Raw genomic sequence first — 15684 nt, 5'->3', positions numbered from 1 at the left:
TGTGCTCACGCCTCGACCAGGACGGCACCGGCAGCGCGCCCGTCTATCGCCAGGATGAAGTCCGCGATGTACTGAAGTAGTTCGACGTCCCGCAGGCGATCCGAGCCGACTCCGCCGGTGCGAGGCAGCGGGAGTTGCACGAGCCCGGTCGTTGCCCGGTACTGCGCGCTCGGATAGATCCTCTTGAGCCTGATCTGCTTGGAATCGGGCAGTGACATCGGCGAGATCTTGAGCTGAGTTCCGGTGACGGCGACTTCCTCCAGTTGGTACTCGCGGCAGAGCAGTCGAAGCTTGGCCACCGAGATCAGCCGTCGAACCTCTTCGGGCAGTGGGCCGTAGCGATCGACCAGTTCTTCGACTACGGCAGCGATGCCGTCGGAATCAGTTGCCGCAGCGAGCTTGCGGTACCCCTCCAACCTGAGCCTGTCACTGGTGACGTAGTCGGGCGGGATGTGCGCGTCCACCGGTAGGTCGATCCGGACTTCCTTCGTGCCCTCGTCCATGGTGATCGGTTTGCCGTCGGCTGCAGCCCGGAAGGCTTCGACCGCCTCACCGACCAGCCTGACATACAGATCGAACCCGACACCCGCGACGTGGCCGGACTGCTCTGCGCCCAGAACGTTTCCGGCTCCACGGATTTCGAGGTCCTTCATCGCGACTGCCATACCAGCGCCGAGGTCCGAATTCTGCGAAATCGTTGCCAGCCGATCGTATGCCGTTTCCGTCAAAGGCTTTTCGGCCGGGTACAAGAAGTATGCGTATCCACGTTCACGACTACGCCCGACGCGTCCGCGAAGCTGATGCAACTGCGAGAGGCCAAGCGAGTCCGCACGTTCGACGATCAGTGTGTTCGCGTTCGAGATGTCCAGACCGGTTTCGATGATCGTGGTACAGACCAACACGTCGAAGTCGCGTTCCCAGAAGCCCTGCACGGTCTTTTCGAGAGTGTCCTCGTTCATCTGACCGTGCGCGACGACGACGCGAGCCTCCGGGACGAGTTCACGGATCTTCTTGGCCGCCTTGTCGATCGAGCTGACACGGTTGTGTACGTAGAAGACCTGACCGTCGCGCAGAAGTTCACGCCGGATGGCCGCGGCAACCTGCTTGTCCGCATACGCGCCGACGTAAGTGAGGATCGGATGACGTTCTTCCGGCGGTGTGAGGATCGTGGACATCTCGCGGATCCCGGCCATGCTCATCTCGAGAGTACGAGGAATCGGGGTAGCCGACATCGTCAAGACGTCGACGTGGGTGCGTAGTGCCTTGATGTGTTCCTTGTGCTCGACTCCGAATCGCTGTTCCTCGTCGACGATCACAAGCCCGAGGTCCTTCCAGCGAATACCGGTCTGCAGCAACCGGTGAGTACCGACGACGATGTCGATCTCGCCTTCGGCCATGCCGGCGATGATTTCCTTCGAGTCCTTGGCGTCGGTGAAACGGGACAGCCCTCGCACCTTCACCGGGAACGACGCCATTCGTTCGGTGAATGTCTGAAGATGTTGCTGTGCAAGCAGAGTCGTCGGGACCAGTACCGCCACCTGCTTGCCGTCCTGGACTGCCTTGAACGCGGCACGAACGGCGATCTCCGTCTTGCCGTACCCGACGTCACCGATCACCACCCGGTCCATCGGAACCGGCTTCTCCATGTCGGCCTTGACCTCACTGATGACGGTCAACTGGTCGATGGTCTCGGTGAAGGCGAATGCGTCTTCGAGTTCCTTCTGCCACGGCGTGTCCGGGCCGAACGCATGCCCCGGGGCCGCCTGACGCGCAGCGTAGAGCTGAACCAACTCACCCGCGATCTCACGAACCGCCTTGCGGGCCTTACGCTTGGTGTTTGCCCAGTCGGATCCACCGAGCTTGCTCAGCGCAGGCAACTCTCCACCGACGTACCGGGAGAGTTGATCGAGCGATTCCATCGGGACGAACAGACGATCACCCGGGTGACCACGCTTGCTCGGCGCATACTCGATGACCAGGTATTCACGACGCGCCCCGCCGATGGTGCGTTCGACCATCTCGACGAACCGGCCGATACCGTGCTGATCGTGCACGACCATGTCCCCTGCAGACAGCGCGAGGGGATCGACCTGATTCCGGCGCTTGGCCGGCAAGCGCTTTCCGTCGCCGACCGCAGCAACGCGGTTGCCCGTCAGATCGGACTCGGTGACGATCACCATCCCCGGCGTCGAGTCGTCGCCGGCGAGTACCAGTCCGTCGTGCAGAGACCCGCGGAGCACCGCGACCTGTCCGCGGGCAGGGGTCGCTCCGCCATCGAGCATCTTGGCGGGTACTTCGGCTTCACCGAGTCGCTCGACGACTCGGCTTGCTGTGCCGGCGCCTGCCACCACGATCGCCGCGCGACCGCCCGTGCTCACGTGTGCCCGGAGGCTGACGAACAGCTCGGCCAAGAGGTCGTCGGAACCACGTACCTGCGGTGCCGCCTGAACCGGGATTTCCAGTTCTTCACCATTTCCCGAAGCCAGCGGGCTGACCGTCCACCACGGACGGCCGGCAGCTTCGGCAGATTCGCGAACATGACGAAGCGACCGGTATGCGGAGGCACCGAGATCGACTCCCCCGCCGTTGAGGATCGACGTGTCGAGCGGTGCAGCGCCGCCGATCGACGCCGCCGTCCACGATGCTTCCAAGAATTCCTGGCCGGTGCGCACCAGATCGGTGGCGCGGGTGCGCACCTTCTCCGGATCGCACAGAAGGATGTGCGCCCCTACCGGAAGGACATCGGAAAGTAGTTGCAGTTCACCGGGTTTGAGAACCGGGAGCAGAGCTTCCATCCCCTCGACGGGGATGCCTGCCGAGATCTTGTCCAGCATCTCGACCAACGACGCGTCAGCCTGATTCTCAGCAGCGAGTGCCGCAGCTCGATCGCGAACATCAGCTGTCAGAATCAGTTCACGACACGGCGGCGCGATCACGGAATCGACGTCGACGTCCGGTAGCGAACGCTGATCGGCGACAGAGAAGTACCGAAGCTCCGATACCTCGTCACCCCAGAATTCGATACGTACCGGATGATCCGCCGTCGGCGAGAACAGGTCGAGAATGCCGCCGCGGACCGCGAACTCACCACGCTTTCCCACCATGTCGACACGGCTGTACGCCATCTCCACCAGACGAACCAGAACAGAATCGAAATCGATCTCGGTGCCGACGCGCAACGTGATCGGCTCGATCTCGCCAAGACCCGGCGCCATCGGCTGAACGAGAGAGCGCACCGTGGTCACGATCACCCGAAGAGGCGAGCCGTACGAGGCGTCGTCTGGTCTGGCGAGCCGGCGCAGTACCTCCACCCGTCGCCCGACGGTGTCCGCGCTCGGCGACAGTCGCTCGTGCGGCAATGTTTCCCACGACGGGAACTGCGCGACGCCTCCACCGAGCATCTCGGTGAGTTCTGACGTCAGATCGTCGGCTTCGCGACCGGTGGCCGTCACCAGCAGCACCGGAGTGCGCGCGGCAAGTGCAGCGGCGATGAATGGTCGAGCCGGCTTCGGCGCCACGATGTCCAGGGCAGGCGCACCGATGGAGTCGATCACTGGAGTGAACGCGGCGTCTGCGAGGGCGACCTCGGCGAGTCCAGCGAGCGCAGTCTGGGCAGAGGACAAGGAAGTCAACGAACGCGCTCCTGAACAGTGATGACGGGTTGCGGACGCACAGCCCGAGCGCAAGATCTCCACCGAGGCAGAGTTGTGCGCCGGTTCGATTCTATCGGTGCGCGATCTCGCAGCGCAGTCCGATCCGTTCAGTTTCCCGTAACGCTCGGCTTCTTCGTCGTCCGCTTGGCCGGTGAAGATCGGGTGGCCGGGGCGCTCGGCGGTGCCACGGCCACGCTGGTGTGAGAGTTGAGCGCCCGAACCCGGCCGATTACCTTCGTCGCCTGGCTGGTTCTCCGTAGACGTACAGTCCTGCGACCGTTCGGCGCGAGGTGGAACCAGGAGTCTTCGGGCTCGAAGCCCTGCAGTTCGAGGGCAACGTATTGGGCGGAAGCATCCGTCGAGACGTCGACTACCCACTCTTCGTCGCCGACGTTGCGCGCCGTGGCGACAAGTCCGACCGACCGCTCGAGGGGCCGTGCCGGACTCCCCAGGAGGTGCACCACTTCGTCCACCATCTCTCCGTCTTCGTCTTCGAGTGTGACGGTGACGGCGTCGTATGTCCGCGCCCCGAACTGAAAGACGTGAGTGAGGTCGGTGAAACGGCCGACAAGGCTGTCCACGGACCAGGTCAGACTCGAGTGCGATTCCACCTTGACCGGTAGCGCGACGTCGACTGGGACGACACCTGACCGACTGTGCGCTCGAAACCTGATCTCGCCGACGACAGGTTCGGCAGTCTCGTTGATCGCGTCGAGCCTCAATCCGTCCATACCGTCGTCCGTGACGAGGAGCGCGATCGGTTTGGCGCTCCTACGGAGCACGAACCACGGAGCCTTGGGGCTGCCGCTCCAATCGAGGACCCCCCATCCCGGTCCGGGCTCCAGGTCTCGCAGTGCGAGTGTCAAGGCGCCGTCGCACCGAGAATCCGGGCGACGCCAGTAGCCGAGCGTCGAGGCGAACGCCTCACATACGGCTGCTCGCCCCAGGTCGAGATAGCGTTCCGGGTCGGACCACCGGACTTCACGAGCGTCTTCGCCGAAAAGCGCGTGGACGTAGTGATCCCGAACATCCTCGAAATCCCACGACGATCCGTTGTCCCGCGGCACCGCGGCTTTCCATGCCGGGTGGTGCCCTGCGACGGCGAGCGAACCGAATTCGTTCTCGATCACGGCATTCGACGGTGGAATCGAAAATGCCAGTGATTCGGTCGCAAAACGTACTCGCGCGCTGAGCACGTCGGCCAGTGGACGACGATAGGCACCCACCCCGAAGTAGTGAGCGACCCCGCTTCCGACATGCGTTGCCAATTGCTCTCCCCCGCGAGGCGCCGAGGGCGACGACGTCACGTATTCGAGTTCAGGTGCCACCGCCGAGATCAGCTCCGGCAGTCTCGAATGAATGAGCGGGATGTGTTGATCGACCAAGCCCAGCATGGTCGGCTGCTGTTCGGTCTCGCTACCGCCGCAGAAGACTGCCAAAGCGGGATTTCCACGCACTCTGTGCAAGAACGCGGTGACCTCTGCTGCAACGAGTTCGAAGAATTCGTCGGTGTCGGGCGGATCAAGAGTCGCCAACATCATGTCCTGCCACACGAGAATGCCCAGTCGCGCGCATTCCTCCCAGAAGTGGTCGCTCTCGTAGACCATCGTCCCCGGGATTCGAATCATGTTCAGGCCCGCCTCAGCCAGGCGTTCCAAGACACGAGTGGTGCCGGCGTCGTCTTGAAGCGAGATCGGGTCGGTCGGCACCCACACCGAACCACGGCAGTACACCCGGATGCCGTTGATATTCAAACGGAATCCACCATCGGATCTGTCGGCCTCCACCGTCCGGAAGCCCACTGAACCGAGATGCTCGGAGACTCCGACCGTTTCTATCGTCACCGGATACGTGCGAGGAGCGCCATGAGTGTGCGGCCACCACAACTGCGCGTCCGGCACTTCGACGACGCCGGACACCTCGAGGAATCCGTCCGGTCCGGCAATTACAGCCAACTGTCGCGAGTGTTCGCCGACGCGCACGGTCACGTGCTCCAGCGAGGCCGGCAATCCGGTGAGCCGAGCACTGACGGCAACGTGACCGGTTGTGCCGTCAACACTCGCGTGCTTGACAGCCGAGACTACGGCGGCAACTCCCTTGTCCAACAACCGGATACCCCGCCACGGTCCCACCGGTACCGGAACGCCACTGAATACGGGAGCCATACCGAGCATCGTGGTTCGGATCCACCGAAGACCCTGTTCACGAACCATCGACGAGCGCCAACGTCCTCGAGGACGCCTCGATCTCAGAATCGCGGACAGAGAATGAAAATGAATAGCGACCTGGACGCGTTTACCAGCGCCGACTACGGCCGGAATGCTCACTTCCCCAGGCGTGAACATGGATTCAGTGGACGCGACATGGACGCCGCCGATCCAGACATCGGCAAACGCCGTCACACCGTCGAACTGGAGCAGCCACGACCCCTCACCGGTCGTGGCCACGGTAGTCACGAACCACCAGTCCGATGATGAAACCGACGACGATGAAACCGACGACGATGCAACGGACTTCGTGCGTCCGGCGTCCGTTTGCGCCGCCTGTATCGCACCAATGACTGTCCCAGGCACAGACGCTGCGACCCACTCGGTCACGGTTTCGAGGGCATCCGGATCAGATATGGATCCGGGTTCGGTTGCAGCGCATCGCCATATCGCGCCGGCCAGCAGGTCTGCTGACGAACGAGGCACTGTTAGACCAACCTCAAGTGTCGATGCGAGTCGACGCCGACTGTGTCGGCAACGACTTCCATCGCCCTCTTCCACGACACGGCCATCTCGTCGAGTTGTTCACACGGGTCCACCGCGCGGCCCCTGGAGGCACGCGCCATCTGAAACTGCACGCTCTTGGCCCCGGACGCCACTTTTCGGAAATCTGGCGCAGCTTCGCCTGTCCCGGAGAAACCTGCAGTGTCCAAAAACTCGCTGGCGTCGGCTGCCAACTCCGCGCTGGCACCGCACTGACGAAGTAGCCCGAAGGACCAGAGGTGAAAGGCATCCATGCCCGCCCCCTGCACCCATTCGAGGTCGTCGATCACCCGGCGTCCCAGCTCTCGCACGGGATTACCCGCCGCTCGAACCGCTACGTTCCGCCGAGCCACTTCGGCGATGTTTCCGGCGTTGGTCGCGTGAACCGGATTCAACCTGATCTGTTCGACGTAGGGCACGAACGAAGGAAGTGAGGAACGATCGAGATCGAAGACACCGGAGAAATCGTCGCCTCGCAGCACGTAGTACCCGCTGTTGTGGAAGTATTCGAGCTCCCCGGCATCGCGATCGATCCGATTGGGCACGATCGTGGTCTTGGTGTGCCCCTCGTGATAACTCGTTCCAAGAGTGTCGGGAAGCCAGTATCCGTCGACTTCAACCGTCGACAGCATCCCAACCGCGAGGTTGTCCTCGACATGGATCAGCGGGGCCCGCCAGACGTTCATCTCGGCGACTTCGATTCCGTACAGCGCGTAGATGTCCTCGGCCTTGAGCTTGAGGAACGTCCACTGAGTCCCGTCGAACCGCGATGAGAAGGCACATGCCAGCGCCGGGACGGGGTCCAATCCCAGCGAATGCAACACTTCGATCCACAGATCCGTATAGCAGTTGGTCTGCGCCCACACCCGGTCGTCCTGGTGCAACGAATGGGGTTGGTAGCGATCAGGTGAAATGTCGATGAGCCGGGACATCAGATGCCCATTCGTTCGCGTACGGAGGTTGGCCACGCAGCCACATCAAGACCATGAGTCCGCAACAAGGACAACGCGATTCGCTCCATCCCGAAGCCGACGCACGAGCTGTGCGCCACCTCCCCCTCCGCCGTTCGGATGTCGAAGTTGACACCGAAATGGTCGAGATGGTTGTTCGAGGACACGATCGCCGTGCCCTCGTCGAGATCTCCGTAGAGCCGAACCGTCAGTTCCGTCTTGAGATTCTCTTCACGCTGGTTAGCTGCAAGCATCTTTCCGGCGCGTCCGAAGAAAGGATCATTGGCAATCACCGGGGTGGCGTCGAGTTGGAGCCGGCCGAGCACCTCGAGCCCCCGCTCGATCCAGTGCTCGCGATGCGCTCGCGCTGCCGCGGCGTCACCGATCGTCACGAACTCGTGCATCCGAAACGCTTGCATGCGAGCCGGATCGATCGCCGGTTCGTGCCGGAAGCAAAAACCGTAGATGTCCAGCAGTACCCCGCCTTCGGGGAGAACTCCGGTGTATCGCGCATAGGCAGGATGGCACGCTGCGGAGACGAGCATGGTATCGGTCGGCTCGAGGTGGCGATCCCACGATTGTCCGTCGGCGCGATCGGCCAGCAGTCGCGCGTGATCGCGATTGGAACCAGCGAAGGTGTTGATGGCGCCGGTGAGGTTGGGAAACGAAGCGATGTAGTCGGTGCGCTCGAAACTGCTACGCGGGAACACCGGCGGGAACCGCAGCCGAGTCGCGGCGTCGCCTGGCCCCGCTGCAACCACCACTCGGTCGATACCGTCGACGATGTCCTCGAACACGCCGGAACGCCCGTAGAGTCCCGGTACCTCTGTCGCGACGAGTAGTCCTTCGACGAGCAGTTCGCGTTGAAATGCAGCCCGAGCCCGATCCAGATCGGTCTCGCCTGTCACAGTCTCGGTTGTCACATTCTCCGTCGTCATAGCGTTCCCCGGTATCCGATAGCCATGTGCGCTGAACCTGCCATGATTCGATCGTTGTTCACCATCACCGCTGCGCCGTGCGCGTCACGAAGGTGCCGACCGAGTGAAAATTCGGTGTCCTCGCGATATCCCGAGATGCCACAGATCAGCATTGTCTGCCCCACGATTTCCACCACCGCGGTGGAGGCTGTGACTTTCAGGTTGTTCATCGCGAGCGAAAAGCCCACCGCTCCCGTCGCCTCGAAATCGGCGGCGCCTTCCGCAGCGTGAACTGCGCGGTCGTACCTGCGTGCAGAGGCGTCGACGAGATCGGCGAATTGTTGTGCCGAAGCAGCAACTTCGGCGAGCCGCAGCGCTCCGGGGGAAGTGACTCCGGGCTGCTTGCGGGCGGCGGCACGCACGTACTTGCGTGCCTTCTCGACTGCAGCGTCGGCAATTCCCAACCACACCGAACTCCAGACGACGTGCGAGACCGGAAGCATCGTATGGGTGGAGATATCGGAATACGGTACGTCGGCGACCATCTCGGGCGTCGAGGTGGCCCGAAGGATGTAACCAAGACTGCAAGTTCCCCTGAGTCCCAGCGTGTTCCACTCGGTGGTGCGTTCGAGCGTCAGGTCTGGGGTACGACACACAACGAGAACCTGATCGTTCGGCTGACTCTCCGGGGTTCGCCGAGCCGTCACGACTATCGCGTCGGAGTGTTCGCCGTACGAAATGACAGGCGCGTTCTTGATCAACAGCAGATGACCGCCCAAGTCTTCGACCGCGCAATAACTCCGGCTGACGTCACCACCGATTCCCAGCTCAGTGGTTGCCGATGCCAACAGCAGTTGCTTGTCGACCGTTTCTTCGACAAACCCGCGTAGCGCTTCGGTGTTGCCGTGCTTGACCAACGAGTAGATCTGCGTCTGATGCATCGCGAAAATCATTCCGCTTGCTGCACAGCGTGTTCCGATCACACGGGCGATCTGCGACACTTCCTGCAGCGAGAGTCCTTCGCCGCCTAGTTCCCTCGGCACAGCTACCGACAGCAGCCGTTCGCTTCGCATGGCGTCGACAGCTTCACGCGGAAACCTTGCCTCGGCATCGACTTCGTCGGCCCACACCGCTGCAACTTCGTCGGCCAACCGTGTGGCCCGCTCGAGGGCTGTCCCGGTGGCGCACTGCGATTGCGGAGCGTTCATGCAGCACCCAACTCCGTCAACGCACCCTCGATCGCCTTGACGCTTGCGAAAGTACTCTTCCGCAACAACTCGTCAGGAAACTCGATGTCGAACGAATCCTCCAGCGCCAACATGACATTCACGCTCGCGTGCGACGTCAAACCCAACTCGTAAAGATCGGCCTCTCCATCGATCGTGCTCACGTCGACTGCCAGCCGACCGTGCTCGACGAGCACTTTCCGAATTGCCTGATCAATCATCAGCGATGTCGTCCTTCTTTTCGATGCGAGCGCCCGAGCGTGTTGCGATCACCATTGCGATGGCCACGTCCGCTTCGTGCGAGATAGATACTTGAAAATCGTGCAGATCCTGGGCCCGCGCGAGTTCCGCGGCATTACCGGACAGCGTCACCCCACAGCCACCCCACTCGGCCCGAGTGATTTCGATGGAATTCCACGGAACGGGGACGTCACCGGGCCGCAGTACCTTCACAACAGCCTCTTTGGCGGCGAAGCGTGCAGCCAATCGCTGATCCCGCGCCGGCCCGGCGCACGTCTGCAATTCGTGCGGGGTGAAGGTCCGATCGAGATACCTCCGCCCGAAGAGTTCGATACTTCGAGTGACATCCACGACGTTCACTACGTCACAGCCGATCCGCGGGCCGATATCGAGCATCGGCGTCGGCGCAGTGTCACCCATCTGTTGACTCCCCATCTGGGGTCGTACACGCCGGGCAGCCCCCTATGCTGCCCGGTGCGCCGACGCCGTCACCCTGCCCTGACAAACCTTCATTCTCAGCAATTCTTCAGCTACCAGTAGAACATACCGCAATCCGAAGATGATGGGCAAGATCAGACTTCCAGATTCCCATCAACACTATAAACATACTCTTAGTTTGTTTCGAATGCAGAACAAAGAGAACAATGTCGCTACCAGGACATTTGCAGCAAACTGACCAAAGGAGCAGTGCGGAGGGCCAGTGATTTCAGTGATCGCTGGCAAGGCGGCGGGCCGCGAATTGCCTGAAGTACTCCACTTTCGATTCCGGGACCACGATCGGGAGTATCAGGTTCCACGATGCCTTCATGGAGTCCGAAAGCTCACGAACGGTCCCGGTCGCGGCTGCCATCAGCCGAACTCCGGACGCCACTTCCAACAGGAAACGAGCGATGTCAGCAGAATCCGCGTCCGAACGCAGATCACCTTCGTCTGCCGCACGGCTGGCAAGTTCACGGTAAATATCGAGCCACACGTCCAGAGTCGCCGGCCCGGAGCCCCGATAGTCCCCGATCTCGACCAACAAGCGGAACGTCGCTCTAACCATGGCGTCATGCGCACCGATGTCGACGATGACCGACGAAATACCGATCAGCGACTCGAGTGCGGGAGTGCGACGGTCCAACCAGAGCTCACATTTTGCGTCGAAACGCGCCGAACCCTCGTCGATCACCGCCCGCGCGAGTTCTTCCTTGGACCCGAAATGGAAGTACAGCGCGCCTTTGGTCACCTGCGACTCAGCGATGATCTCGCTCAAGCTGGCATTGGCATAACCCAGGCGCAAGAACACACCCGCTGCTCCGCGCAGCACCGAATCACGGGTGGCTTCTGCCCGTTCTTGCCTCACCATCGATCCGGCCTCCAATCACCACACATCGAACGAATCCTTGGTCTTACCCGTTCACAGCGTCAAAATGGAAGGCACGGTTCGGCATTCAACCCACCCTGCAAACAAATGAGACATTTGCCCATCAAACGATCGTGATACAGCGAACACAGCTTAGACCGCGATCCATCTCTGCGCGGCAGGCGCGCCTGGTTAACCCTCCAATTGTGGGTCGGCTTCCAGATTCGTCAGCCCATTCCAACACAAATTCACAAGGTGAGCGGCGACAACTTCCTTCGACGGAGTCCGTTCGTCGAGCCACCAAGTAGCCGTAGTGGACACCATGCCGACAAGCGCCTGTGCGTACATCGTTGCTAGTCCGGGGTCGAAACCGCGTCTGGAGAAGTCCCCCGCAAGCAGGTAGCCCACCTGACTGATCGCATCGTTGAGCAAGCTCGAATACGTCCCACTGGGCGCGACGACGGACGAATCGCGCACGAGTATCCGAAATCCGTCAGTGTGCTCTTCCACGTAGGTGAGCAAAGCCAACGCAACCCGCTCGACTCGAACTCTCGAGCGATTTTGCGAGAGCGAAGACGTGATCATCTCGAGGAGTCGCGACATCTCCCGGTCCACTACTACGGCGTACAGCCCCTCCTTGCCGCCGAAGTGCTCGTACACGACCGGCTTGGACACGTTTGCTCGCTGGGCGATCTCCTCGATCGACGTCGCTTCGTATCCCCGTTCGGCGAACAATGCCCGCCCGATCTCGATCAGTTGTTGCCGACGTTGGGTACCGGTCATCCGGATCCGTGTCACTCGTTCGGGAACTGGATCCCCGCCACCCGAACCGGACACCGCCGCCATTGTCTTCCTCTCGCCGACACACAAATTACTGCTGTGGACGCTCAGCCTATCGGGACTTCGGGGACCCAATCAGAGGAGCGGTTCGACCTACGGCGGGTCGGCATGCGATTATTCTTGCGCGCGTTCGGCCGCAAGGCTCGGCAATGCGTGGCAATCCGCCGTGGTGTAATGGCAGCACCTCTGATTTTGGTTCAGATAGTTCAGGTTCGAGTCCTGGCGGCGGAGCTGGTGAACAACATGCATTTTCCGAGCGGAAATGCGTGTCTTGATCGACAGCTTGATCGACAGTTTGATCGACAGAGGGAGCTCAAACCAGTGCAGACCGCCGTGATCGTTCTCGCAGCGGGTGCCGGTACACGAATGAAGTCGAAGACTCCCAAGGTCCTCCACACTCTTGCCGGACGCAGCATGCTGGCACATTCGCTTCACGCGGCAACCTCACTGAACCCCACGCACCTGGTTACCGTCGTCGGTCACGATCGTGAGCGTGTCACCGAAGCAGTCAACGCAGTCGCGGGTGAACTGGGCCGGCCCGTCACCGTCGCCGTTCAGGACGAGCAGAAGGGCACCGGGCACGCCGTCAGTTGCGGACTCGAGGGTCTGCCGGCCGACTTCGCCGGAACCGTACTCGTGACGGCCGCCGACGTGCCGCTACTCGACGGCAAGACCATCGCAGACCTCCTCGCTCAACACACTGCCGCTCCCGCGGCCGCGGTCACGGTGTTGACGTCGACGGCCCTCGACCCCACCGGCTACGGACGGATCCTTCGTACGACGGACGGCGAAGTCAACGCCATCGTCGAAGAGAAGGAAGCCACCGATTCGCAGCGCTCGATCACCGAGGTCAATTCAGGTGTCTACGCCTTCGACTTCGAGACTCTGCGCGATGCGCTGGCGTCTCTCGACTCCAACAACGCACAGCACGAGTTCTATCTCACTGATGTGATCATGATCGCCCGTCGCGCAGGCAAGCGTGTTCGCGCGCAGCACATCGCGGATTCGGTTCTCGTCGCGGGCGCCAACGACCGCGTGCAGCTCTCGACGCTCGCCCGCGAGATGAACCGTCGGATCCTCGAGACGTGGATGCGTGCCGGCGTCACCGTCGTCGATCCGGCGAGCACGTGGATCGATTGCGGCGTGCACATCGCACAGGACGTGACGCTCCTGCCCGGAGTTCAGTTGACCGGCACAACGTCGGTGGGCGAGGACGCCGTGATCGGCCCCGACACCTCCTTGGACAACGTGAGCGTCGGGGAGCGCGCGCAAGTCGTCCGCTCCCACGGGACCGACTCCGTGATCGGAGCCGACGCGACCGTCGGTCCTTTCGCCTACCTGCGGCCGGCTACACGCCTCGGTGACCACGGGAAGATCGGCGCATACGTGGAAACGAAGAACGCGGACATCGGCGAGCATTCGAAGATTCCGCATCTTACCTACGTCGGCGACGCCACCATCGGCCATCACAGCAACATCGGGGCTTCGAGCGTCTTCGTCAATTACGACGGCGTGAACAAGAGCCGTACTGTGGTGGGGTCGCATGTGCGAACCGGCTCCGACACGATGTTCGTCGCCCCGCTCACCGTTGGTGACGGCGCATACACCGGGGCCGGAACCGTTCTGCGAAACGACGTACCGCCAGGGGCGCTTGCCGTCTCCGGTGGTTTGCAGCGCAACATCGAGGGCTGGGTTCAGAAGAATCGTCCCGGCACGCCCGCGGCCGATGCTGCAGCAGCAGCTGCACAACCTGACGGCCCTGCAACAACCTGACAGCCCTGCACGACCTGACAGCCCTGCAACAACCTGACAGCCCTGCACGACCTGACAGCACAGATCACCACCAGATCGACCGGCAAGTACAAAAGGATGGCATGAACCAGTGACTGCGAATTGGATCGACAACCAGAAGAACCTGATGTTGTTCTCGGGTCGCGCACATCCCGAGTTGGCGGAGCAGGTGGCGAAGGAACTCGACATCCGCGTCACCCCGCAGACCGCGCGCGACTTCGCGAACGGTGAGATCTTCGTTCGATTCGAAGAGTCGGTTCGCGGCTCCGACGCGTTCGTCCTGCAGAGTCATCCGGCACCGCTGAACACGTGGGTGATGGAGCAGCTCATCATGATCGACGCTCTCAAGCGTGGATCGGCAAAGCGCATCACTGCCGTTCTCCCGTTCTACCCGTACGCCCGCCAGGACAAGAAGCACCGCGGACGCGAGCCGATCTCCGCTCGCCTGATCGCTGACCTGCTCAAAACTGCCGGCGCCGATCGCATCATCACGGTCGACCTTCATACCGATCAGATCCAGGGCTTTTTCGACGGCCCCGTCGATCACATGCACGCACACAGCCAGTTGGCCAACCATATTCGCGCGGGATACAACCTCGAGAACATCACGGTGGTCTCCCCCGACTCGGGCCGCGTTCGTGTCGCCGAGAAGTGGGCCGACTCGCTCGGCGGAGCGCCGCTGGCGTTCATTCACAAGACGCGCGATCCCTTGGTACCCAACCAGGTCAAGTCCAACCGCGTCGTCGGTGATGTCGAAGGTCGCACCTGCATCCTGATCGACGACATGATCGACACCGGCGGAACCATCGCCGGCGCGGTCAAGGTACTCAAGGAGGCCGGAGCGGGTGACGTCGTCATCGCTGCAACCCACGGCGTCCTCTCCGACCCTGCTGCCGAGCGTCTGTCGACGTGTGGCGCAAAGGAAGTTGTTGTCACCAATACACTTCCGATCGACGAGTCGAAGAAGTTCCCGACGCTGACGGTGCTGTCCATCGCACCGCTGCTGGCTCGCACCATCAAGGAAGTTTTCGAGAACGGTTCTGTGACTTCGCTGTTCAACGGCAGCGCCTAGTCTCACGCTGTTCTACGGGCGCGTACCTGTGACTTCACGGTCACTGGTACGCGCCCGTCGTCGTCTTCGTGAACACCACAGAAACAGACCACCCGGTCATCATGAAACCACCTGTGGGACACACGAATACCACCGAATACGGCATTCAGCATGATCTTGATCACGCCCACGACCAGAAACCCAGGTCGATGTTGGGGCGGTGTTCACCGCGCCGCAATCTTCGCCTAGTGTGGCTCGTCGTGATCGACGCGCAAACCCTGGAATCCCGGCCCGAATCTCATTCCCTGAATTCATCAGTTCCGACGATCCGGCGGTGGCGCCCAGGATCTTGTGTCTGGTGCGGAGACGACAACTCCGTGGACATGTTCCGCAACGAACCCCGCTGTGGAAAATGTCGTGAAAACGAAGGCATCATCGACGACGCGAAGCGCTTCCTCGGTATGTACGGTCTGCGCCCGCTCGGCGGCACGCTGCAGTCCGACGACGACGAAGAACGCGAGTACCGCGTCAACGCTCGCGAGGCTCGCCGAGTTCTGAACGAGATCCGCATGGACGTCCTTCCCGATGCGGCCGCCGTTCGCAAGGCAATTCGACCCCGTGCCGCAACGGTTGTCGCCGACACGTCACCCACACGGGCTTCCCGCCCCGCCAGCACGGGCACAGCGACGCGCGTTGCCGCTCCGGTCAAGACGGACACCGTGGACATCGACACGCTCCAGGCTCGCGTCCTAGGGCTTCTCGATCAGCTCGGTTCGATCGACGAGCAGATCAAGGTCGCCGAACTCGCACAAGGGTTGCCGGCGCGCGCGCGACTGAGCGATCTCAACAAGCAGAAGGCCACGGTTCTTCGCACGCTGGCCGCTCTCGAGAAGGCTCGCATCGCCGCCTCCAACTAATTCC

General features: G+C 61.9%; 12 protein-coding genes and 1 tRNA gene. 4 read left to right on the top strand and 9 right to left on the bottom strand.

What is annotated here, in order from left to right:
- Nucleotides 1–5: 5 nt before the first annotated feature.
- The 9 genes from mfd to AC2ETI_RS18150 form a co-directional block, all read right to left on the bottom strand.
- Nucleotides 6–3632: a transcription-repair coupling factor gene (mfd, locus tag AC2ETI_RS18190; RefSeq protein WP_031331022.1), complete on the bottom strand. Its 3627-nt coding sequence runs from the start codon at nt 3630–3632 to the stop codon at nt 6–8.
- Nucleotides 3633–3760: 128 nt separating this feature from the next.
- On the bottom strand, nt 3761–6346 hold the full coding sequence (locus tag AC2ETI_RS18185) for a glycosyl hydrolase 2 galactose-binding domain-containing protein (protein WP_483634191.1): 2586 nt from the start codon (nt 6344–6346) through the stop codon (nt 3761–3763).
- 2 nt (nt 6347–6348) lie between these two features.
- Complete coding sequence (locus tag AC2ETI_RS18180; RefSeq protein WP_483634190.1) at nt 6349–7335, bottom strand: DUF1839 family protein; 987 nt, start codon at nt 7333–7335, stop codon at nt 6349–6351.
- Nucleotides 7335–8291 carry an amino acid--[acyl-carrier-protein] ligase gene (locus AC2ETI_RS18175; protein ID WP_020908562.1) on the bottom strand — a complete coding sequence of 319 codons (957 nt, stop codon included), beginning with the start codon at nt 8289–8291 and terminating at the stop codon, nt 7335–7337. The genes AC2ETI_RS18180 and AC2ETI_RS18175 overlap by 1 nt, the downstream gene beginning before the upstream one ends.
- Nucleotides 8288–9478 (bottom strand): acyl-CoA dehydrogenase family protein, encoded by a 1191-nt coding sequence (locus tag AC2ETI_RS18170; RefSeq protein ID WP_020908563.1) that lies wholly within the window; start codon nt 9476–9478, stop codon nt 8288–8290. Before AC2ETI_RS18170 ends, AC2ETI_RS18175 begins: the two co-directional genes overlap by 4 nt.
- The gene (locus AC2ETI_RS18165; protein ID WP_003946296.1) at nt 9475–9717 is read right to left on the bottom strand and encodes an acyl carrier protein; all 243 of its coding nucleotides are present in this window, start codon (nt 9715–9717) and stop codon (nt 9475–9477) included. The genes AC2ETI_RS18170 and AC2ETI_RS18165 overlap by 4 nt, the downstream gene beginning before the upstream one ends.
- On the bottom strand, nt 9710–10156 hold the full coding sequence (locus tag AC2ETI_RS18160) for a holo-ACP synthase (RefSeq protein ID WP_020970291.1): 447 nt from the start codon (nt 10154–10156) through the stop codon (nt 9710–9712). Before AC2ETI_RS18160 ends, AC2ETI_RS18165 begins: the two co-directional genes overlap by 8 nt.
- Before the next feature lie 286 nt (nt 10157–10442).
- Entirely contained in the window at nt 10443–11084 is a 642-nt protein-coding gene (locus AC2ETI_RS18155) for a ScbR family autoregulator-binding transcription factor (protein ID WP_003946317.1), read from the bottom strand.
- Nucleotides 11085–11273: 189 nt separating this feature from the next.
- A complete protein-coding gene (locus AC2ETI_RS18150) occupies nt 11274–11927 on the bottom strand; it encodes a TetR/AcrR family transcriptional regulator (RefSeq protein WP_019744652.1) in 654 nt (217 codons plus the stop codon).
- A 154-nt stretch (nt 11928–12081) separates the two neighbouring features.
- Between AC2ETI_RS18150 and AC2ETI_RS18145 the strand changes: the two genes are divergently transcribed.
- The 4 genes from AC2ETI_RS18145 (at nt 12082) to AC2ETI_RS18130 (ending at nt 15680) form a co-directional block, all read left to right on the top strand.
- Nucleotides 12082–12152, top strand: a tRNA-Gln gene (locus AC2ETI_RS18145).
- A gap of 90 nt (nt 12153–12242) precedes the next feature.
- Nucleotides 12243–13694 (top strand): bifunctional UDP-N-acetylglucosamine diphosphorylase/glucosamine-1-phosphate N-acetyltransferase GlmU, encoded by a 1452-nt coding sequence (gene glmU, locus AC2ETI_RS18140; protein WP_081341339.1) that lies wholly within the window; start codon nt 12243–12245, stop codon nt 13692–13694.
- 109 nt (nt 13695–13803) lie between these two features.
- Nucleotides 13804–14784 (top strand): ribose-phosphate diphosphokinase, encoded by a 981-nt coding sequence (locus AC2ETI_RS18135; RefSeq protein WP_019744654.1) that lies wholly within the window; start codon nt 13804–13806, stop codon nt 14782–14784.
- 239 nt (nt 14785–15023) lie between these two features.
- Nucleotides 15024–15680, top strand: a complete 657-nt coding sequence (locus AC2ETI_RS18130) for a hypothetical protein (RefSeq protein WP_308215574.1) — start codon at nt 15024–15026, stop codon at nt 15678–15680.
- Nucleotides 15681–15684 lie beyond the last annotated feature (4 nt).

Source organism: Rhodococcus sp. MurmanLake-1 (assembly GCF_056945715.1).
The sequence above is the reverse complement of the archived record's forward strand: the minus strand, read 5'-3'. Positions and strand labels throughout refer to the sequence as shown.